The organism is Cytobacillus sp. FSL W8-0315, from assembly GCF_038002905.1.
GTDB classification, from domain to species: domain Bacteria; phylum Bacillota; class Bacilli; order Bacillales; family Cytobacillaceae; genus Cytobacillus; species Cytobacillus pseudoceanisediminis.
In genome coordinates, this window is record NZ_JBBOOC010000001.1 from 3,169,234 (window position 1) to 3,188,504 (window position 19,271).

Annotated in this window: 22 protein-coding genes; 17 read left to right on the forward strand and 5 right to left on the reverse strand. The window is 41.1% G+C overall.

All coding sequences use genetic code 11. The features are described 5' to 3' along the window. Positions 1-101: 101 nt before the first annotated feature. The 5 genes from MKY20_RS16195 (at position 102) to MKY20_RS16215 (ending at position 4,945) form a co-directional block, all read left to right on the forward strand. Positions 102-680, forward strand: coding sequence for a glycerol-3-phosphate acyltransferase (locus tag MKY20_RS16195; protein WP_251267172.1), 579 nt, complete (start codon positions 102-104; stop codon positions 678-680). 3 nt (positions 681-683) lie between these two features. Beyond that, entirely contained in the window at positions 684-2,294 is a 1,611-nt protein-coding gene (locus tag MKY20_RS16200; RefSeq protein ID WP_251267173.1) for an aminotransferase class V-fold PLP-dependent enzyme, read from the forward strand. Beyond that, entirely contained in the window at positions 2,281-4,110 is a 1,830-nt protein-coding gene (locus tag MKY20_RS16205) for an LTA synthase family protein (protein WP_341001992.1), read from the forward strand. Before MKY20_RS16200 ends, MKY20_RS16205 begins: the two co-directional genes overlap by 14 nt. Positions 4,111-4,126: 16 nt before the next feature. Beyond that, positions 4,127-4,432, forward strand: a complete 306-nt coding sequence (locus tag MKY20_RS16210; protein WP_009334256.1) for a hypothetical protein — start codon at positions 4,127-4,129, stop codon at positions 4,430-4,432. 102 nt (positions 4,433-4,534) lie between these two features. Next, positions 4,535-4,945 carry a hypothetical protein gene (locus MKY20_RS16215; RefSeq protein WP_251265003.1) on the forward strand — a complete coding sequence of 137 codons (411 nt, stop codon included), beginning with the start codon at positions 4,535-4,537 and terminating at the stop codon, positions 4,943-4,945. 92 nt (positions 4,946-5,037) lie between these two features. On the opposite strand, the gene MKY20_RS16220 is transcribed toward MKY20_RS16215, so the two are convergent. Beyond that, positions 5,038-5,508, reverse strand: coding sequence for a DinB family protein (locus MKY20_RS16220; RefSeq protein ID WP_009334257.1), 471 nt, complete (start codon positions 5,506-5,508; stop codon positions 5,038-5,040). A 218-nt stretch (positions 5,509-5,726) separates the two neighbouring features. Here MKY20_RS16220 and MKY20_RS16225 point away from each other — a divergent pair, with 218 nt between their 5' ends. Then, a complete protein-coding gene (locus MKY20_RS16225) occupies positions 5,727-6,332 on the forward strand; it encodes a hypothetical protein (RefSeq protein WP_251265002.1) in 606 nt (201 codons plus the stop codon). A gap of 10 nt (positions 6,333-6,342) precedes the next feature. Here MKY20_RS16225 and MKY20_RS16230 read toward each other — a convergent pair whose 3' ends face one another. Then, the gene (locus MKY20_RS16230; RefSeq protein WP_341001995.1) at positions 6,343-7,221 is read right to left on the reverse strand and encodes an AraC family transcriptional regulator; all 879 of its coding nucleotides are present in this window, start codon (positions 7,219-7,221) and stop codon (positions 6,343-6,345) included. A 106-nt stretch (positions 7,222-7,327) separates the two neighbouring features. Here MKY20_RS16230 and MKY20_RS16235 point away from each other — a divergent pair, with 106 nt between their 5' ends. From MKY20_RS16235 to MKY20_RS16255, 5 genes are all read left to right on the forward strand, one after another. Continuing rightward, positions 7,328-8,281 carry an EamA family transporter gene (locus MKY20_RS16235; protein WP_009334260.1) on the forward strand — a complete coding sequence of 318 codons (954 nt, stop codon included), beginning with the start codon at positions 7,328-7,330 and terminating at the stop codon, positions 8,279-8,281. A 254-nt stretch (positions 8,282-8,535) separates the two neighbouring features. Beyond that, a complete protein-coding gene (locus MKY20_RS16240; protein ID WP_341001998.1) occupies positions 8,536-9,537 on the forward strand; it encodes an LLM class flavin-dependent oxidoreductase in 1,002 nt (333 codons plus the stop codon). A gap of 502 nt (positions 9,538-10,039) precedes the next feature. Then, positions 10,040-11,602 (forward strand): spore germination protein, encoded by a 1,563-nt coding sequence (locus MKY20_RS16245; protein WP_009334262.1) that lies wholly within the window; start codon positions 10,040-10,042, stop codon positions 11,600-11,602. 24 nt (positions 11,603-11,626) lie between these two features. Continuing rightward, the gene (locus tag MKY20_RS16250) at positions 11,627-12,718 is read left to right on the forward strand and encodes a spore germination protein (protein WP_019381301.1); all 1,092 of its coding nucleotides are present in this window, start codon (positions 11,627-11,629) and stop codon (positions 12,716-12,718) included. Continuing rightward, positions 12,715-13,887 carry a Ger(x)C family spore germination protein gene (locus MKY20_RS16255; protein WP_019381302.1) on the forward strand — a complete coding sequence of 391 codons (1,173 nt, stop codon included), beginning with the start codon at positions 12,715-12,717 and terminating at the stop codon, positions 13,885-13,887. Before MKY20_RS16250 ends, MKY20_RS16255 begins: the two co-directional genes overlap by 4 nt. A gap of 181 nt (positions 13,888-14,068) precedes the next feature. Here MKY20_RS16255 and MKY20_RS16260 read toward each other — a convergent pair whose 3' ends face one another. Next, the gene (locus MKY20_RS16260) at positions 14,069-14,365 is read right to left on the reverse strand and encodes a hypothetical protein (RefSeq protein WP_019381303.1); all 297 of its coding nucleotides are present in this window, start codon (positions 14,363-14,365) and stop codon (positions 14,069-14,071) included. Continuing rightward, a complete protein-coding gene (locus MKY20_RS16265; RefSeq protein ID WP_019381304.1) occupies positions 14,353-14,637 on the reverse strand; it encodes a hypothetical protein in 285 nt (94 codons plus the stop codon). Before MKY20_RS16265 ends, MKY20_RS16260 begins: the two co-directional genes overlap by 13 nt. A 264-nt stretch (positions 14,638-14,901) precedes the next feature. On the opposite strand from MKY20_RS16265, the gene MKY20_RS16270 reads away from it, so the two are divergent. Then, a complete protein-coding gene (locus MKY20_RS16270; protein WP_445293102.1) occupies positions 14,902-15,783 on the forward strand; it encodes a LysM peptidoglycan-binding domain-containing protein in 882 nt (293 codons plus the stop codon). Between the two features lie 32 nt (positions 15,784-15,815). Here the strand turns inward: MKY20_RS16270 and MKY20_RS16275 are convergent, their stop codons facing one another. Next, positions 15,816-16,040, reverse strand: coding sequence for a hypothetical protein (locus tag MKY20_RS16275; RefSeq protein ID WP_009334268.1), 225 nt, complete (start codon positions 16,038-16,040; stop codon positions 15,816-15,818). A gap of 194 nt (positions 16,041-16,234) precedes the next feature. On the opposite strand from MKY20_RS16275, the gene MKY20_RS16280 reads away from it, so the two are divergent. From MKY20_RS16280 to MKY20_RS16300, 5 genes are all read left to right on the forward strand, one after another. Continuing rightward, complete coding sequence (locus tag MKY20_RS16280; RefSeq protein ID WP_019381306.1) at positions 16,235-16,660, forward strand: VOC family protein; 426 nt, start codon at positions 16,235-16,237, stop codon at positions 16,658-16,660. Positions 16,661-16,703: 43 nt separating this feature from the next. Beyond that, on the forward strand, positions 16,704-17,123 hold the full coding sequence (locus tag MKY20_RS16285) for a hypothetical protein (protein WP_009334270.1): 420 nt from the start codon (positions 16,704-16,706) through the stop codon (positions 17,121-17,123). Positions 17,124-17,242: 119 nt separating this feature from the next. Next, positions 17,243-17,800 carry a GNAT family N-acetyltransferase gene (locus MKY20_RS16290; RefSeq protein ID WP_019381308.1) on the forward strand — a complete coding sequence of 186 codons (558 nt, stop codon included), beginning with the start codon at positions 17,243-17,245 and terminating at the stop codon, positions 17,798-17,800. Between the two features lie 215 nt (positions 17,801-18,015). Next, on the forward strand, positions 18,016-18,660 hold the full coding sequence (locus MKY20_RS16295; protein ID WP_251156984.1) for a DUF6944 family repetitive protein: 645 nt from the start codon (positions 18,016-18,018) through the stop codon (positions 18,658-18,660). A gap of 12 nt (positions 18,661-18,672) precedes the next feature. Beyond that, positions 18,673-19,260 carry a DUF6944 family repetitive protein gene (locus MKY20_RS16300; RefSeq protein WP_251156983.1) on the forward strand — a complete coding sequence of 196 codons (588 nt, stop codon included), beginning with the start codon at positions 18,673-18,675 and terminating at the stop codon, positions 19,258-19,260. The last annotated feature ends 11 nt before the right edge of the window (positions 19,261-19,271 follow it).

The following is a 19,271-nucleotide window of genomic DNA, read 5'->3' on the forward strand; positions in this document are numbered from 1 at the left end:
GTTATACTATCTTTATCAGTTAATAGATTGTAATTTTGTAAATATATGAAACTTTTTACCCTTTTTGATCGTTTAATTAGTAAAGGGCGGGATAGGTGCTTATGATCGATGATGTGTGGACTGCCCTGATGGTTATGATCTTTTCCTACACATTTGGGAGCGTAGCCGGGGCTTATTATGTGGTTAAATACATAGCAAAAGAGGATATAAGAAAAAAGGGGAGCGGGAATGTAGGGGCTACTAATGCAGGGAGAGCAACCGGCAAGAAGGGGTTCTTGCTGACAATTGCAATTGATGCTGGAAAGGCATGGACAGCTTTATATGTAACTGAACTTATGTTTGAAGGTGATGGTTTATTAATTCTTAGCGCTTTTTGTGTTCTTATTGGCCATTTGTTTCCAATTCAGCTGGGGTTTCATGGTGGAAAAGGAGTGGTTGTCTACTTGGCTTCTGCCTTGTTTTTGGAACCACTAACAATAGCGATAATGGCTATCACGATGGGAATTGCCTATGCAGTTCTCCGGAAGTATACAATATCAGGTTTTATCGCCATGGCTTCAATTCCCATTACAGCCTGGGTGATTGGTGATTCATTCATCATTTCGGCAGGCCTCCTGCTGCTGCTTTTGATTGTTTTCATTTCCCATACCCATTTCATCATGCCTAAACATAGGAGGTAAACTGTGAATATTATCTGCAAAATCGCAACCGAACTTAATGAATTTAAACAAATTCATCAGCTGAACTACCAGACATTTGTGGAAGAAATTCCTCAGCATAAGCAAAATGATGATCAGCATTTAATTGATAAATTTCATGAAGAAAATACATATGTCATTGCCAAGGCTGGCGAGGAAGTTGCCGGAATGATCGCGATCCGTGCCAAAAGGCCATTTTCGCTTGATTATAAGCTTCCTAATCTCGAAGAATACTTGCCTGTTAAGGGAGAATTTTGTGAGATCCGCTTGCTGTCAGTCAAAAAAGAGTTTCGCAGCACCCGTGTTTTTTATCAGCTTTGTGAAAAGCTTGTAGAGCTTTGCCTCGAAAAAAATTATACGATGGCGCTGATATCGGGCACGGTCAGGCAGCTGAAATTGTATAAGCGGATGGGATTTCTGCCTTTTGGTCCTCTGACAGGAGAGGAAGGAGCCCAGTTTCAGCCCATGTATTTAACAAAAGAGAATTTCGAACGTTCAACGAAAGCATTTGAACGCTTAATGGCCAGAAATTCAGTGCCCGTCGATCAGCATTCCTTTTTGCCGGGTCCGGTGCCCATTCATGCAAAAGTGAAAAGGGCTTTTTCAAAAGAAGCCGTATCTCATCGCAATCATGATTTTATCAGCGGTTTGAAAGACTTGCGTTCTCAATTATGCAAGATGACAGATGCCTCACATGCTGAAGTTGTTGTTGGCACGGGAACACTTTCCAATGATCTTGTGGCAGCACAGCTGAAACACCTCGAAGGGGATGGGCTGATCCTGGCCAATGGCGAATTTGGCTTTCGTCTCATAGATCATGCAAGAAGGTTTCGATTATCTTTTCAAACGATTGAAAGAGAGTGGAATGAACCGATTACCCACGAGGAAATAGCCTGCATGCTGAAAGAAAACCCATCCATAAAATGGGTGTGGACCGTGCATTGTGAAACTTCGACTGGGTATGTATTCGATATCAGCGGTATTCAGGAGATATGCGGGGAGCATGGTGCCGAGCTTTGCGTGGATGCATGCAGCACGGCCGGAATTTTGCCGTTGAATCTTAAGAATATTTATTTTGCATCGACCGTCAGCGGAAAGGGATTTGGTTCCTATCCGGGTCTGGCAATCGTATTCCATCGTGACAAAATTAAAGGGAACAGTGCTGTTCCAAGATACTTGGACTTAAAGATGTACGAAGAAAACCAAAGCATTCCATACACCCATTCGTCCAATCTGGTCAGCGCATTAAAAGAGAGTATAAAGCTGATAGATTATGAGAAATTAAATCTTTTATCTGGAAAAGCAAGAATGAGGCTGAAAGATAGCGGATTTTCTGTTCTGGGAGACGATGATTATTCCCCTGGCATCCTGACTATCAGTTTGCCGCAGAGCATTTCCAGCAGGGAATTTGGCGACACATGCAAACAGAAAGGAATTCTTCTAAGCTATGAAAGCGGGTACCTGCTTGAGAGAAACTGGGTTCAGGTGGCTCTAATGGGGGCACAGGAAGAGCAGAAGGTCATGGCATCACTCGAAATGATGGCAGGTATTTTAGAAAAACAATATGAAAAGCGGTATGATTATGAAGTTATTTAAAAGGCTTTCACCCATTTGGTTTGCCGTCATTTTAATCTGGGTTAAAACGGTCATTGTATCCTTTATCGGATTTAATCTGCATCCGGAGAACTGGACTGATATTTTATTTATGATTTTAAGCCCGATTGGGGCCATAATGGTCATTCTTGGAATTAATATTTATTTTAAGCGAAAGGTGAAACCGGCAGCCATTTTTGCAACAATGGTCATTTTGACGGGCATTCTTTTTGGGGATTTGCTTTATTATCGTTTTTATACTGATTTTGTAACCGTTCCGATTCTTTTTCAGTTTAAAAATGTCGGAGGGATTGGACCGAGTACACTTGAATTGATTAGCCCATGGGATCTTCTGTTATTTGCTGATCTGGCCGTTTTTTGGCTTTTATATATAAAACGGAAATCAGTACATGAGCAAATCACAGCAAAATCAAAGAGATTTTACACGGCTGTCAGTATGTTATTTGTATTCATGACCATTATTCTCGGCATGGTGAAAGTGCCTCATTTATTTTCGGAATCATATAATCGCCAGCAGCTTGTTAAGCATATTGGATTGTATCAGTATCATCTCTATGATATTGGCATCGCTGCATCATACCCGCTCAATCGCGCTTTTGCCAGTCCCTCTGACGCAGAAGCCTCAGCAGAATATGTCCAATCTCAAGAAGATAAGCCATCAGATTACTTTGGCGCGGCAAAAGGAATGAATGTCGTTCTCATCAGTATGGAGTCCACACAGAATTTTGTTATCAATCAGAAGGTGAATGGCCAGGAAATTACGCCATTCCTTAATTCACTGATTGAAGACAGCTTTTATTTCAGCCGGGTCTATGATCAGACCGCGCAGGGGAAAACATCCGACTCGGAATTCATGATCGATACAGGCCTTTATCCATTATCCAGCGGATCTGCGTTTGTCAGAAAAACGGAAAACGCTTATCGAAGCCTGCCGCATATTCTATCTGATGAGAAGTATTACTCAGCTGTTTTTCATGGGAATGACGCTTCGTTCTGGAATCGGGAGGCCATGTATGATTCTCTGGGGTATAATCGTTATTTTTCAAAAGCCGATTATGTGGTCACAGAAGAGAGCTCAGTGAACTACGGCATAAAGGATATCCCATTCTTCCGGCAGTCCATTCAGCATCTGGAGAAACTGCAAAAGCCTTTCTATGCCAGGTTTATCACATTGACAAACCATTTCCCATTTTTGCTGGAGGAGGAAGATCAGTTCATTCCTGAGGCCAGCACGAGTGAAATGGTCGTCAACCGCTATGTGACAACCGTTAGATATCAGGATGAAGCCATTAAAACATTCTTTCAGGATTTAAAAGCAAGCGGACTTTATGAAAATACGATGTTTGTATTGTACGGCGACCATTATGGCATCTCGGACAAATACGAACATGGCGTTCTGGAGCTGCTGGGACAGGAAGATACCATTGTTAATCGCATGCAGCTGCAGAGTGTGCCGCTGATTATTCATGTGCCAGGTGTGGAAGGCAAAACGTTTTCGAACATTGGCGGGGAAATCGATATCAGGGCAACGATCCTTCATCTGCTCGGCATTAGTGCTGAGAATAATTTCAGCTTCGGACATAACCTTTTTACAAGGGATCCCCATCATCCAGTTATTTTCCGGGATGGTAGCTTTATGGCTAAAGACTACTTTTATAAAGCCGGTAAATGCTTCAATAGCAAATCGGAAGAAGAAACAGATATTAATAGCTGTGAACCGTTAATGGATATCTCGAGAAAAGAGCTAAGGCTGTCTGATGACATTGTACATGGGGATTTGATGAGGTTTATGGAATAATTCTTGGAGGATAAGCATGGAAGTATTCGGGTTTATATTCTTGTGGGGAATCCCTTTGCTGCTGCTTTGGAGTTTTATTCTAACGCTTGTCGAAGTGAAGAGAGCAGGCAGTGAAGGACAGTTCCTGGGCAGGACGCTGACATTTATCGGCGGAATTTATCATTACACTATTTCTTCATTTGCAGCATGGATTGGTTTGATTGCCATCGCATTCGGAATTGCAGCCCTGGTAGAGGGGTCCATTTTAGGAGCATTATTTTTTGGTTTATTTGGTGTTTTTATGGTTTATAACTTTTTTCCGAGATTGAATATGCCGGAATGAGATGGAGGTATGTCCTTTTGGGCATGCCTTTTTTTAATGGCAGCACCGAAAGATTTTTCAATTCAATCAATGTAATCATTGAACCGTTGAGGGGGAAAGTTGATGCGGCATCGGACAGAAGAAGCGAAAAAGGGAGAGAAAGAGTCCGAAGTTGGTGCGAGTTCGGACAGGATAAGCGAAAAAGGGAGAGAAGGAGTCCGAAGTTTGTGCGTCTTCGGACAGGATAAGCGAAAAAGGGAGAGAAGAAGTCCGAAGTTGGTGCGACTTCGGACAGAAGAAGCGAAAAAGGGAGAGAAAGAGTCCGAAGTTGGTGCGAGTTCGGACAGAGGAAGCGAAAAAGGGAGAGAAAGAGTCCGAAGTTGGTGCGTCTTTGGACAGAAGAAGCGAAAAAGGGAGAGAAAGAGTCCGAAGTTGGTGCGTCTTCGGACAGAAGAAGCGAAAAAGGGAGAGAAAGAGTCTGAAGTTGGTGCGACTTCGGACAGAAGAAGCGGGAGAGAAAGAGTGCGAAGTTAATGCGCCTTCGTGCCGAAAATATAGAAATCCAGCAAACAAGTCCAATCAGTTTGCTGGATTATTGCTATAACGGCAGTCCCATATATATGAATCTACCTTGTAATAGAACGATAAATCTGTTTAATCGTTTCCATGTGCATCGCTTCATGATAAAAGCCGAATAAAAAAGCTTCTCCGGTTGTGTAGAAAGTAATGCCGCCGCGGTTTGTAAAGGGACTTGGCAGTTTTTGCTCCATACGCCCACGAAGTAACGTCTTTATTCTTTGTTTTTGTTCATTTAAGACAGATGCAATTTCGTCGAAAGAAGGCGGTGGTTCGGTCCAATCGGCAGGCTTAGTTCCAGCGCCAAATAACCGTTCATAGTTCATCGGGACCTTCATTTCTTCACCTGATATCCCAAAGACAAGCTTTTCCTGCACAAATGCAATATGCCCAAAGTTCCAGCGGATACTATTGTTAAACCCTTCTGGAATGATATCTGCCATTTCTTCAGGAATCCGCTTGAACGATTTTTCAGTAATGCCCCGCACTGTTTCCATATGGTCAAAAATAGTCTGTTCCAATACACTCACCCTCCATATTCATGCTCATTGGATAAAGTTCTAGGAATTCACTTCATTTTCCTACATCTATATTTATTTTTATCTAAAAGAGCTATGTATGAAAATTAATAACCTTAAGTCTCAAGTCCTATAAGCATATACAGCGCAGGCTTCTTAATCTAAGGACCATGTTTCCTTATTATAAAAATATAATCATATTTTTGATAAGGAGATACGTTATGTCTAATCAAAAAATCTATATACTCCTTACGGATACCGGAACGTTATTTACCCGGCTTATTAAGCTTTACACAAAAAAGCCGTATAATCATGCTTCTATCTCACTCGATCCTGAATTAAAAGAAGTTTACAGCTTTGGCAGAAAAACAGCGAAAAATCCATTCATAGGCGGTTTTGTTAAAGAAAATATACGAGGAGAATTTTTTAGTGATTCAAGATGTGCAGTCATTAGCTGCTCTGTTACAGATGCACAGCAGAACAAGCTTAAAGCATTCATAAATAAGATAGAATCTGAGAAAGACGATTACAGCTATAACCTGCTTGGGCTTTTTGCAATCATGTTTAATAAACAGCTCTCAAGAAATAATGCTTTTTTCTGCTCCCAATTTGTAGCAACTGTCTTACAGAGGTGTGAGATTGTTCATTTTACTAAACCACCCTCGCTGGTTATACCGCATGAGTTTATGGAAATGGAAGATTTCCAGGTTGTTTTTCAGGGAAACCTGAAAGAGTATTTTCTGAATAAAGACCGGACCATAGAAATAAACACATACATTTCAGCCCATGAGCAGGAACAGTTCGGACAATCAATGGCCATTTCCTGATGTGCTGCAATTAATTTCGATTCTTTTTATACGCTAAAGGAGTCATATTCATAGACTTGCGGAATTTTTCAATAAAGTAACTGCTGCTGTTGAATCCTACTTTAAAGGCAACTTCTGTTACATTCGAGTCTCTCTCTTGAAGCAGGGGGAGACTTTTTTGTATGCGATAATGAATCAAATAGTTAATGGGTGTCGTCTTTAAGATTTTTTTAAAGTATCTGCAGCATTCTGAATTGCTCAGTCTGCCGGCTTTGGCAATATCCCCAAGAGTGATTTTTTCTGCGAAATGCTGATGGATCCAATTCAGCATTTCCTTCATCCGCATATGCTTTTCAACTTCAGCCTGGCTGATTTCCAATTGGAATCCGTTCCTGATTAACTGCTGCCAGATAAATGTCAGCAGACTGGTTATGTTAATCTCATAAAATGGAGAAATCTCATTAATCAATTTCTTAATTTCCATGATGCTGTCTAATATGTTTTTCCCCCATTCCTCTCTGGGGTTCAGGGATATGTAAGGAAGATTTGTTGCTGATATGTATGGATAAATATAGCTGCTGAATAATTCCTGCGGAAGCAGGAAATGAGGGGAGACATTTAAACAAATATAGACGCAATCTCCACTAACATCCTCTGCCGAATGAAGACACCCGCTATTGATGAAAATGCCTTCTCCTTCTTTTACCGCCAATTTTTCTTCATTGATTTGGACCATAGCTTCACCTTTTACAGTAAGGATAAATTGAATCTCCTCATGCCAGTGTAAAGGGATTTTGCCTTGGATATTATCTCCAATCTTCGTTTCGTAGCAGGCTACCGGCAACACCACCGTCCTGTGGCTTGTCAGCTCTTTCAGGCTTTTATCCACTTTAAAATCTTTAATCTGCAAAAAAGACACCTCAATATCGTTATATTATTTTATTATATTTAGCTATATTTATCACAGGATTTGGATTATTATAACACTATTATTATATTTAAGGGTGGAATTTAACATGAATGGACGTTCAAGGAGCACGGGTTTATTGCTTGTTATTTTTGGAGCTTCATTTTGGGGTGTTGGCGGAACAGTTGCTCAAAAGCTTTTTCAGGAATTTGGAATCTCTGTTGATTGGCTAGTAACTGCCCGGCTTCTGACAGCGGGCATTCTTCTGTTAGCCGTACAATTTTTAATGAAAGACCGCTCACAGGTATTTGGAGTCTGGAAGAATAAAAGGGCGGCCATCATGCTCTTAATTTTTGGCCTCGCAGGAATGCTGGCTGTGCAGTATACCTATATGGCTTCTATTCATCATGGCAATGCGGCTGTTGCCACATTGCTTCAATATCTGGCACCGGCTATGATTATTATTTACCTGGTTCTGCGGAAACAATCGGTATTTTCGAGACAGGATTTTGTAACGGTTTCCCTTGCCCTGGCAGGATGCTTCTTTCTATTGACTAACAGTTCCGTTTCTCAGCTGTCAGTACCGGCACCTGCTATTGTGTGGGGTGTTCTATCTGGTGTGGCACTCGCGTTTTATACTTTGTATGCCATCCCGCTGCTGAAGGAATATGATTCCCTTGTCGTGGTTGGATGGGCGATGGTCATTGGCGGATCTGCATTGAGTTTAATCCATCCTCCATGGCAAATGGATTTCGGCAGGTTAACGGCTGAAGCTGGACTGTACTTGTTTTTTGTCATTATATTTGGAACGATGCTCGCATTCTGGTTTTATATTGAAAGTCTCCAAACCCTTTCTCCAACGGAAACCAGTCTTCTAAGCAGCCTGGAGCCCCTCGCGGCAGTATTTACTACCGTTATGTGGCTGAATGAACCATTCGGCATGTTCCAATGGGCGGGTACTGCCTGTATCTTTGGCATGATTCTGCTGCTGGCTTTGAATAAACAGAAACCAGCAAAGAACAGTGGTTGTGCTGAAAACGAAGAACCGCTAAAAGTGAGTTGAGAACCAGTCCCTTTAGAAGGAGGCTGGTTTTTTCTTCCTTCTGTTGGGGTAAAAGCTGAGATTGGACATCAAAACGATTTCGCTTATAAAATAAGGCTTTCTTACAAAAATCGAAAGAAAATCGCTCTTAACCTCTATAATTTCAAAACTTAATAAATTCTCCTCTATAATTTTGCTCACACTAAGCATTATATTTTGCTAAATTTATTTCGGTTGTTAAAATAAAATCAATTCTTCATGAAGGAGATTATAAAATGACTAATATACAAATACCTGTTTCTGTTTTGAACCTTGCCCCGATACGAGAAGGGAAGGACAGCAGGCAGGCGATCGAGGATCTTGCCGATCTGGCTCAGGCAACAGAGGAGATGGGCTACAAACGCTATTGGATAGCGGAGCATCATAATACGCCAACACTGGTCAGTTCTGCCACTGCAATTTTAATAAAACATGTATTGGAACATACAAAAACCATTCGCGTTGGCTCTGGCGGAATTATGCTGCCGAACCATGCACCATTAGTTGTTGCTGAGCAATTCGGAACGATGGCGACCATTTATCCGGATCGTGTCGACCTTGGTCTCGGAAGGGCGCCTGGAACGGATATGATGACGGCTAATGCGCTTCGCCGCTCGAAAAATGATTCTGTTTATACATTCCCGGACGATGTTAAGCAGCTGCTGGCATACTTTGGTCCATTAGAGGAGCAAAGCTATGTAAAAGCACATCCGGGAGTGGAAACTAATATTCCGATTTATATTCTTGGCTCTTCGACAGATTCTGCCTATTTGGCTGCTGAGCTGGGGCTTCCTTATGTATTTGCCTCACACTTTGCTCCAAGATGGATGGAGGATGCCATCCGGATCTACCGTGCCAACTTTAAGCCTTCGAAGTACCTCGAAAAACCATATATGATGGTATGCTTAAATGTCATTGCAGCGGAAACCGATGAGGAAGCCGAATTCTTATCAACCACAATGAAGCAGTTCTTCTTGAATGTTGTCAGAGGGACTTCCATGAAATTGAGCCCGCCAGTCAAGGATCTGGATTCGATCTGGAACCCAATGGAGAGGGAAGCGGCAGAGGGAATGTCAAGCGTGACCTTTATGGGGAGCAAAGAAACAGTCAGGGGGCAGCTGGAGCAGTTCCAGGATATGTACAATGTCGACGAAATCATGGCGGTTTCTTATATCTATGATGAAGAAAAACAAAAACGTTCATATGAAATATTTAAAGAAATTACAGACGGCAAATGAGCGGGGAAATTATTCCCCGCTTTTTTTTATTTAAAATTTGTTAAAGTCTTAAACGTCAATAACGGTCTAGCGGAAGCAGCCTGCCCCCTCAAGGTAACAAGCAAATCCTTGCTTTTTGGGAGTGCGAAAGGCGCTTCCGCTTTTTGTATTTCTCGGGAAAGCGCAGGATTAGACTTTTCTTGCGCTGAAAGGTCGGAAAATGACTCTTTGTGGCGGAATTGATACGCTTACCTGAAAAAAATAAAAGACTGCATCGGGAACTCTATAAAAATTTCTTTAAATATGGTATTTGAATGGATGTTTGTATGTAAGAAGTGGAAGCCTAATCACAGCAGAAACATGATTTTAGCTTATTTAAAGGGTGAATAAAATGTGGAAAGCCATCGTTTCCCATCTGCCTGATTTGGAAATTTTCTTGCAGAGTTTTGCAGTGATCATTATACCGTTAGGGATTTTTAGGTTTTTTCACAAAATCGGACCCTCAAAGGAGGGTTCCTGAAAAATGAAAATGTCCCAAATAAACAAAAAACCTTTAAAAACCAATACCATGAAACATGTAAATCGGAATGAGGATGAAGGCCCTTATGAACTAACCGGTGAAATTCAAAGGGATATTCAACTATTTAAAAAGGAAATCGGACATAATTCGGACGTTCATTTTAGGGAGTTTAATATTGGGCTAACGAGTATACGGGCAGTACTAATCTATGTTGAGGGCCTTTCGGATAAAGAACTGATTGATAAACATATCATGAAGTCGTTAATGCAGGATTTTACAGGTGCAAAGGGTTATGGAAGACACGAGGCAGAATACAAATTTACAGTCGATTTTATAAAAAATCATATTCTGTCCCTTGGTGAAATCTATACTGCCTCCATGATAAAAGATACGGTGCCGAAAATTTTAAAGGGATCAGCTGTACTGCTCCTCGACGGAGCCTCTGAAATGCTTATATTGGGTATTGCAAATGGGAAAACAAGGAATATTGAAGAGCCTGTTTCCGAGCAGGCTGTCAGAGGACCACGTGAGGGCTTCACAGAAAATATCAGCGATAATACAGCTCTCTTAAGGAGAAACGGCGGAACAGAAAAACTGATATTTTCTAAGTTTATAGTCGGAAAGCGCTCTAAAAAAGACCTTATTGTAGCTTATATTGAAGATATTGCTAATCCTGCAATAGTTGAGGATGTTATGTCCAGAATTCAGAAAATTGACATCGATAATGTGATGGAATCTGGATATGTTGAACAGCTTATCGAGGATAATTATATGAGTCCTTTTCCACAAGCGCAGAATACTGAGCGTCCAGATAGAGTAAATGCTGCTTTAATGGAAGGGCGGGTGGCCATTCTCCTGGATGGCACTCCTTTTGCACTCCTTGTTCCAGTAACATTCAGCATGATGGTGCAAGCATCTGAGGATTATTATGAACGTTGGTATTCAGGTTCGCTTATTCGATTATTGCGTTTTCTTGCAATCTTTATTTCACTTTTTGGTCCAGCGCTCTACATCTCATTTGTTTCGTTCCATCAGGGCTTGATCCCGACGAAATTAGCGATGTCCATTATTGGCACCAGGGACGGGGTACCTTTTCCTTCTATAATAGAAGCTCTGATTATGGAAGTGGCAATTGAAATACTCCGTGAGGCGGGTTTGAGGCTGCCTAAGCCAATTGGACCGGCAATCGGGATTGTCGGAGCTTTAATTATTGGTGAGGCAGCAGTTTCAGCTGGAATAGTCAGTCCAATTATGGTCATAGTTGTTGCGGTTACAGCCATTTCATCTTTTGCTATTCCTGAATATAGCTTGGGGATTTCTCTGCGTTATCTTCGTTTTGCCTGCATGTTTTTTGCTGCTGTTTTTGGATTATATGGAGTTATTTTATTTTTCCTTTTTCTCAGCAGTCATTTAGTCAAGCTTAAAAGCTTTGGCGTACCCTATATTAGCCTGGCAGTCCCATACCGTCTGAGTGACTGGAAAGACTTTATAGTACGGTTCCCTTTAAAGGTCTTGAAACAAAGACCAAGTATGATGCACCCGAAAGATCCCACCCGGAAAGGATAGACTATTTCACAGGAGGTTATCCGCTTGAAAATTGGTTCAAAGGAAAAGCTTTCAAGTCCTCAAGCAGCTGTCATCCTGGTTAATTATATTCTAGCTGCAGGCATACTTACTTTACCGCGATCCTCTGCAGAAAAATTGGAGTCGCCTGATGTTTGGATAACAGTAATTCTTGGTGGTCTATTTGCAATGGGGGCAGGGGTAATAATCGTAAAGCTTAGCCAAAGGTATCCCGGCAGGACTATTTATAAATACAGTCAGGAAATTGCAGGCAAATGGGCAGGCAGTTTCATCGGTTTGATTATTATTATTTATTTCTTTAGCCTTGCTGCCTATGAAATAAGGGTACTTTCAGAAGTAACAAGTCTATTTTTGCTTGAAGGCACCCCTATTTGGGCGATCATTATGCCTTTTATGTGGATAGGCCTTTATCTGATCGGCGGCGGTATTGATCCAATTGCCCGTTTATTTGAATTGATTCTTCCAATTACCGTAATCATCTTTCTGATTGTCATAAGCATGAGTATTGGAATCTTTGAACTTGATAATCTCCGTCCGGTACTGGGCTCGGGAATTACTCCTATAATAAAAGGGGTGAGTACAACCGTTGTCGCTTTTTTAGGAATAGAGATTATGCTTATTATTGTGGCTGTTATGGATAAGCCTGCCCAGGCAGTGAAAGTAGTTTTGATTGGCACAGGAACTTCGATGTGCTTTTATTTGATCACGGTGGTGATGGTTATAGGAGGGCTGTCTGTGGATGGCGTTTTAACGAAAACCTGGCCCACAATTGATTTGATCAGGAGCTTTGAAATTCAAGGGCTCATTTTTGAAAGATTCGAGTCTTTATTGCTGACAATTTGGATTATGCAAATCTTTACTACCTTTACCATCACCTTTTATGCGGCTTCGCTGGGCCTTTCTCAAATTTTTAAAAAGAAGATCGGCCCATTTCAGTTTGGCTTGCTGCCTGTTATCTATCTGATAGGCATGATTCCTGCAAATATGAATGAAGTGTTTGCAATGGGGGACATGATCGGATTTTCAGCATTATTCTTATTTGGTGTTCTGCCCCTGGCATTGCTAATCATTTCAAAAATAAAGGGTGCTAAAGCATGAAACTGACTCAGAATGTCCTAATTATTATACTGGCGGTTATATCTTTATCCGGCTGCTGGAGCAGCAAAGAAATCGAGGAACTTGGACTGATAATAGGAACGGCAATTGATTTGGAAACAGAAGGGGAAGCAGATGATTGGGAAAGCGGAATTGCCAACGGGAATATCTTCAGACTAACGAATCAGCTTATTACGGCAGAGACAGCCAATAATGCAACCAATGGCGGGCAATCACAGGTAAGAGCTTATAAAAATATTACGGAAACAGGAGATGCGGTTCTCCCTGCGCTGAGAAATATGATTCTGCGGATTGACAAGCGTGCTTTTGGTGAACATGCCAAAGTAGTCGTTATAGGGGAGGAACTTGCCCGCGGCTACAATCTTAAACAGGTTTTGGATTTTTTTCGCAGAGAACAGGAGATGCGACCAAGCACGCTAATTGTTATTGCCAAAGGCAGTGCAAGTAAAACTCTGGAATCTGCCGAACCAACTGTAATTCCTGCAATCCAGCTTGTCGAAATGATACAAGGTATGGAACGGACTACGAAAATCCTGACTCCCACGCCAATCGCTAAAATAGAAGGGCAGCTGAATTCAGGAAATAGCTTTTTAATACAGACAGTTGCGACTGATAATAACGATAGAAAACTTACAGGTGCTGCAATGATTGACGGTAATACGAAAACCCTCCGCGCATTCTTAAATGATACGGAAACTGAAGGAGTAACCTGGATAAAAGGAGAAGGGAAAGGCGGGCTAGTAAGGAGCTCTGATGAAGAAGCAAGTCAGCCAATTGTATATGAGAGTTTGTCGATGAAAAGTAAAATAAAACCTTCTGTAAAAGGAGATTCGATTTCTTTCACGGTTAAAATTGAAACTGAAGGGCGTATAGGGGAGCATTGGGATATCGGTGGAAAAGCATTTGACAGCAAATACATGAAAAGGGCGGAAAAAGCTACAGAAAAAGAAATTGAGCGTTTGGTGAAAAGTGTACTGGAGAAAACGCAGGGGGAGTATAAAATGGATGTGCTGGGATTTGGAAGTAGCCTTCAAATCAGCTATCCTCAGGTATGGAATAAGGTTAAAAATAATTGGGATGAAACCTTTAGCGAAATACCGGTTGATTTCAGCATTAACGTCTCAATAAAAGAAATGGGTACATCCGGCTAATTAAGGGAGGCTGCCATTTTAGTGCAGCTGCCCTTTTATGGTTCAATATATTCTTCTTTATAGAGGGCAGGATTGGCTGCAGTATTCAAACTCTGTGCAGACGCCCACAATTTCGCCAGGAATCGCGGCATTATCTGCTGTGAAGGAAGAGTGCCATATCTCGAAAAGTAAACAAACAGTTTTAAATAAGTTCTTGCATTATGGGGGAGGTGAATTTCCCTTGCGTATTAATCATTTTCCGTGATGGTCGCGAAAGACGGGTTTCAAAGCCTGAAATAAACCTTGTACTCTTACCGTTATATTCATTTTGAATATAATGGATTTTTTTAATAATCGTGGGATCATCCGAGCCATCATAATTGGCCAGTCTGGCCTGCCGAAATGCGGGAACAGAAGACAGGTTTTCTGATATACCCAAAGCGTGGGCATATGCTTTATCATGTCCTTCATATAGAGGCTTGATATTTACATTCTCCATGTATCCACTAGCGGAAATTCCTCATTTCTCAAATAGGGCGGCCTGAATATTTGTCTTGAAAGCTTAAGCTCATCGAGTGAATCACAAACTAATGAAGTGAAAAAATACCACTGCCCATTGTCATCATAATCCTGTCCATCTTTTTCAATCTGGAAATCAGTAAAGCGGTCTTCACGGTCGAAAGTAAAATCTAAGTGCTCTTTTTCTGCTTGCCTGAATCCATATGGAATCTGAATCGGCACACAAACCTCTGAGAAGTATTGATTTTTCATGCAATCCACACCTTACATTCTTTTTTTAAATTTTCCCTGCTATCGAAAATACCCTGCAGAATTCTTAGTCATGCCAAAAAGTAAGGATAAATTCCTTTAGTTATATAAAAATAATAAAAACCAATGGAAAGGACACCGAGAATGAAAAAATGCATTTTTCTATTCATCAGTCTTTCATTAATCTGGCAATTTAATTGGACATCTGTACACGCCGAAAACAATCCCCGCAATATTTATGAGGTAAAGCAGGGGGATACCCTGACAATGATTGCAAAAAAATATGGATCAACAGCAGGGGACTTAAAGCAATATAACGGCTTGCAGTCAGACAGACTTTTAATAGGACAAAAGCTCCGTGTTCCAATCATGTACAAAGTGGCACGCGGGGATACACTCTGGAAGCTGGCGGGAAAATTCGATTCCGCCGTGCCGATTATTAAAGAAGCTAATGGGCTATCTGCCGACGGCTTGAATGCAGGGCAAAAATTAAAAATTGTTCCTAAGAAATTAGCCATGGATGGAAAGTTCGTCCTCATGACGAGAGAGGAATTCCGGGATTGGATATTCAATCAGAAATTTACGAGAAAAGTGGCCAAAGTTCAGCAGCATCATACCTATCAGCCATCTTACAAACAGTTCAATGGCTCAAATCATTTTGCTTTAATGAAGGGTATGGAAGAGTATCATGTAACCGGGATGAAGTGGAGTATGATCAGCCAGCAGCTGACCACTTTCCCGTATGGAAAGGTGGCTGTGGGAAGGCCGTTCGATATAGCGCCGGAAGGATCATTCGGACTGCAGAATAAAGAAGCTATGCACAAGATCGAAGCGGATGCGATAGCGATTGAAAATCTCGGGAATTTTGATGATAATCATATGACTGCTGAACAAAAAGAAACGATCGTGACAGTCACAGCTCTCCTGATGCTGAAATATGGCCTTGCGCCATCCATTGACAGCATCACCTATCATCATTGGTGGGATATTAACTCCGGAGAACGGGTGCTGGATAGCAGTCATGGACATGCAGTGAAAACGTGTCCCGGCACTGAATTTTTTGGCGGTAATTCTACTGCAAGCGCTAAGAATAATTTATATCCACTAGTTCGGAAAAAAATGCAGGAAATCAGAGGAACATTGCACTAATGAGAAAAACCCGCAGCTGGTGCGGGTTTTTCTCATCGTTTTTTCTTTTTCTTTTTATCATCTTCTGCTGCAAGCTTTGCTTTATTTACACTTTCGAGCTCTACTTGCACATGGATTTTACTTTCCGCGACTGCCGTTACGCTGGTCACTTTGCCTTTGCGTCCTTTGATTTTAACCTCTTCGCCTTGATTTGGGACACTTTTGCGAAGCTGATTTAATAAAACATTTCTCCCATCAAGATAATACACCGTAAACATTCTCATCACACCTTTTTTCTATGGAATGTGGTACAAGTTATTGCACCTTTCCTATAAAATATAGGCTTAGTGATAAAAATAGACCGATTATATTTATTTTTTTAAATAATAGTTGCGAACGTATGTTCTTTGTAGTAAAATTAAATTTGTAATAAATGTTAAGAAAAATGAAAAAATTAGGGGAGCTGATTAGAATGACAGTTAAAGTAATTCCTTATTTAGTGATGGACGGAAATGCGAATGAAGCGATTGAATTTTACAGAGAAGCGCTAGAAGCGGAAGTTCTGTATAAGCAAACATTTGAGGAAGGGCCGGAAAACCCTGAATATCCACTTCCTGATGAAGCAAAGAACCGCATTATGCATGCAACGGTAAAGGTTGGGGAGAATGAAATCATGTTTAGTGATACATTCCCTGGCCAGAATCATCAAATAGGCAATCAGGTGACCATTTGCCTCTCTACATCAGATTCTCAAAAATCGAAGAAATTCTTTGAAGCTCTGCAGCAGGGCGGGCAAGTGACGATGCCTCTTCAGGAAACATTTTTCAGCCCTTCATATGGCAGCGTTATCGACAAATTCGGAGTGAATTTTCAAATTTATACTGAAGGCGAGCATTGATTCGGGAAAAATAGAAGCCACTCCATATAATAGGAGTTAGAAAATGAGCATCGTTAATTATCTTGGCTGTAATGTTCTACTGCCAGTCAGTGATCCTGAGAGTGATGATGAGATCATAATAGGTGATTTCTTCTCAGATGAAGATATGAGGGCAGAGGTACATAAACATCTGTCAGCAAAATATATCTACGAGGTATCCTCTAGTCAACACGGCAGCATTTGGTTTAATAAATACTACAAAAAAGACTATCCAAAAGGGCATGAAGAAGGGCAGCAAATTTTCAAATTGCTATGTGCTTTTTTAGATCAGCACCTTGCATCAGGGGATTATTGTGAACTGTATACCTGCTGGGTTGGTGACGAATCGGAAGAACCTGAATACAAGGACTGTATTAACCTTCATGAATTTGATATCGATAAGATTGAAGTATTTGAAAAATCATTGCTTGTTATCAACAAATAAATGTCTGTTTGAGCCATTCCTTTATGGAGGAGGAATAGGCTCTTTTTTGTGGAATTGTTTAATTTTAGCATACTCAAGTTCATGATAGAATTATTTATCAAGTGAGAAAGGGAACTTTTATGATAATAAAATCAAAAGAACACATAGTTAATAATCTGAACTACATTATTAGATCTGCTGTCGAGGAAGATGCAAAGGAACTTTCTAAAGTAAGGGTGCAGATTGATGGCGAAACGGAGAATATGGACCGGGAAGCAGGCGAAGCATTTATAGATGAAACAGGTTTTAAAGAGTTAATTAATAAAGATTCCATGAGTAGCCGGAATATATTCCTGGTTGCTGAAGTGAATGGAAAAATTGCCGGCTTCTCCAGATGTGAAGGCAGCGAACTGAAAAGAAGCGGTCATAAAGTTGAATTTGGTGTATGTGTTCTCAAGGAATTCTGGGGCTTTGCTATTGGAAAAAACCTATTAGCACAGTCTATTCAATGGGCGGACTCTAATCATATTAAGAAGATTACTTTAAATGTTCTTGAAACTAACGAGAAAGCGATAAAGCTGTATGAGCAAAATGGCTTTGAAATAGAAGGAATATTAAAAATGGATAAGCAGCTGTCTGATGGCAACTATTACAGCACCATCGCAATGGGAAGGATTAATGATAATACTCTAAGATGAATAATTTTCCTCTAAAGAAAGAAAAGAACATGAAGGAGCTAAAGCATAAAACACGGAGGAGCCGGCACGAAGCACTTTGGCTCGACGTTTCCTTGGATATCAAATCCCAGTTTACATACTTGGACCCCGGCACTGTTTCCTGTCATTTCCGCAACTCCGTACCCCTTATTTATGAATTGAATATAATTTAACATACGTCAGCTAAGGAGTATGTTATGGACAATCAACTAAAAGAGATCGTCGGAGCCACTTTAGCTGCGATCGGAACGATCATTTCAGCTGTCTCAACCATACCCGTAAAGTCGAAAAAAATGGAAAAACTTTTTGAGGGGCTTGATATCGTGGGAAACAGCCTCCAAGGAACAGGTAACGCTCTTCAGGCGGATGGGCAAAGCGTGCCATCACTTGAAAAGGTCGGCAATGAGATACAGGCAATCGGAAATAGTATAGTCATTGCCGGATTAACTTTGGATTTAAAGGAAGACAATGAGGATAAATTAGTAATCGCAGGGAATTGGCTTCAGGCTCTTGGCGGTGCCGCAGCACTTGGAGATGAATTTGAAGATCCCACTGCAGCCGGACAGCTTTTTAATATTTATGGAAACTTGCTTCAATCAATTGGCAACTCCCTTCAGGCATATGGAGGCACGATAAATCTCAGGGAAAAAGAGCGGGGAGATTCGGGAGAAAGCGCAAATAACATTATTGCCGTTGGAAGCTGGATTCAGGCAGTCGGCTCTGTTTTATCAGTAATCGGCCAGCTTCAGGAGGAAAATCAGGAGATTTCTTCTGATAGCAGAGAAGAAAACAATGAACCTGACTCAAAAACTTCTGTGTGGCTAAATGAAGAACTTCTTTAGAAAGGGGTAATCATGTATCTAGAAGGAGATGAGCTATTAACAATCGGAGCTTATTTTTTGGTTGCGGGCACATTTATTTCTGCGATTGGTGAAACCATGAAGCCAGATGAAAACAATTTGAACAAAAAATTAATCCGGGACGGTAACGGAGTCCAGGCGGTTGGCAATAGCCTGCAGGGATTTGGAAGGATAAGTGCAGCTGAAGGAAATGAAGAAGAAGCAAATCTATATGGAATTATCGGGAGCTTTACCCAGGCAGGCGGCAATTCCATCAACACTGCCGCAAACAATATCGAAATACAATATCCATCAGTTTCTGTGGCAGGCTTTAATTCACTGGGCAGTACCATTCAATCGATGGGGTCAGCTTTGGAAGCTGCGGGAGTTGCAAACTCGGAAAATAATATACTCAGCAATCTCGAGACTCTGGGCTACTCATTAATTTCCGTATCGGCCATCCTCGACGCTATAGGAATTCTTATAGAAGATGAAGAGAGTATCCAAAAAAGACTGCTTCTGGCTGCAGGAGGATGGCTGGAATTCATTGGTGCCTCTCTTGGCGCCTATGTAATAATCAAGGCAGCTGAGGAAACAGCATGATTTTACATTAA

Excerpts from the sequence above, each read along its gene's own strand:
- MKY20_RS16195 (WP_251267172.1), top strand. The coding sequence starts at position 102 with ATGATCGATGATGTGTGGACTGCCCTGATGGTTATGATCTTTTCCTAC.
- MKY20_RS16205 (WP_341001992.1), top strand. The coding sequence starts at position 2,281 with ATGAAGTTATTTAAAAGGCTTTCACCCATTTGGTTTGCCGTCATTTTA.
- MKY20_RS16210 (WP_009334256.1), top strand. The coding sequence starts at position 4,127 with ATGGAAGTATTCGGGTTTATATTCTTGTGGGGAATCCCTTTGCTGCTG.
- MKY20_RS16215 (WP_251265003.1), top strand. The coding sequence starts at position 4,535 with ATGCGGCATCGGACAGAAGAAGCGAAAAAGGGAGAGAAAGAGTCCGAA.
- MKY20_RS16225 (WP_251265002.1), top strand. The coding sequence starts at position 5,727 with ATGTCTAATCAAAAAATCTATATACTCCTTACGGATACCGGAACGTTA.
- MKY20_RS16235 (WP_009334260.1), top strand. The coding sequence starts at position 7,328 with ATGAATGGACGTTCAAGGAGCACGGGTTTATTGCTTGTTATTTTTGGA.
- MKY20_RS16240 (WP_341001998.1), top strand. The coding sequence starts at position 8,536 with ATGACTAATATACAAATACCTGTTTCTGTTTTGAACCTTGCCCCGATA.
- MKY20_RS16245 (WP_009334262.1), top strand. The coding sequence starts at position 10,040 with ATGAAAATGTCCCAAATAAACAAAAAACCTTTAAAAACCAATACCATG.
- MKY20_RS16255 (WP_019381302.1), top strand. The coding sequence starts at position 12,715 with ATGAAACTGACTCAGAATGTCCTAATTATTATACTGGCGGTTATATCT.
- MKY20_RS16260 (WP_019381303.1), bottom strand. The coding sequence starts at position 14,365 with ATGGAGAATGTAAATATCAAGCCTCTATATGAAGGACATGATAAAGCA.
- MKY20_RS16265 (WP_019381304.1), bottom strand. The coding sequence starts at position 14,637 with ATGAAAAATCAATACTTCTCAGAGGTTTGTGTGCCGATTCAGATTCCA.
- MKY20_RS16270 (WP_445293102.1), top strand. The coding sequence starts at position 14,902 with ATGATTGCAAAAAAATATGGATCAACAGCAGGGGACTTAAAGCAATAT.
- MKY20_RS16275 (WP_009334268.1), bottom strand. The coding sequence starts at position 16,040 with ATGTTTACGGTGTATTATCTTGATGGGAGAAATGTTTTATTAAATCAG.
- MKY20_RS16280 (WP_019381306.1), top strand. The coding sequence starts at position 16,235 with ATGACAGTTAAAGTAATTCCTTATTTAGTGATGGACGGAAATGCGAAT.
- MKY20_RS16285 (WP_009334270.1), top strand. The coding sequence starts at position 16,704 with ATGAGCATCGTTAATTATCTTGGCTGTAATGTTCTACTGCCAGTCAGT.
- MKY20_RS16290 (WP_019381308.1), top strand. The coding sequence starts at position 17,243 with ATGATAATAAAATCAAAAGAACACATAGTTAATAATCTGAACTACATT.
- MKY20_RS16295 (WP_251156984.1), top strand. The coding sequence starts at position 18,016 with ATGGACAATCAACTAAAAGAGATCGTCGGAGCCACTTTAGCTGCGATC.
- MKY20_RS16300 (WP_251156983.1), top strand. The coding sequence starts at position 18,673 with ATGTATCTAGAAGGAGATGAGCTATTAACAATCGGAGCTTATTTTTTG.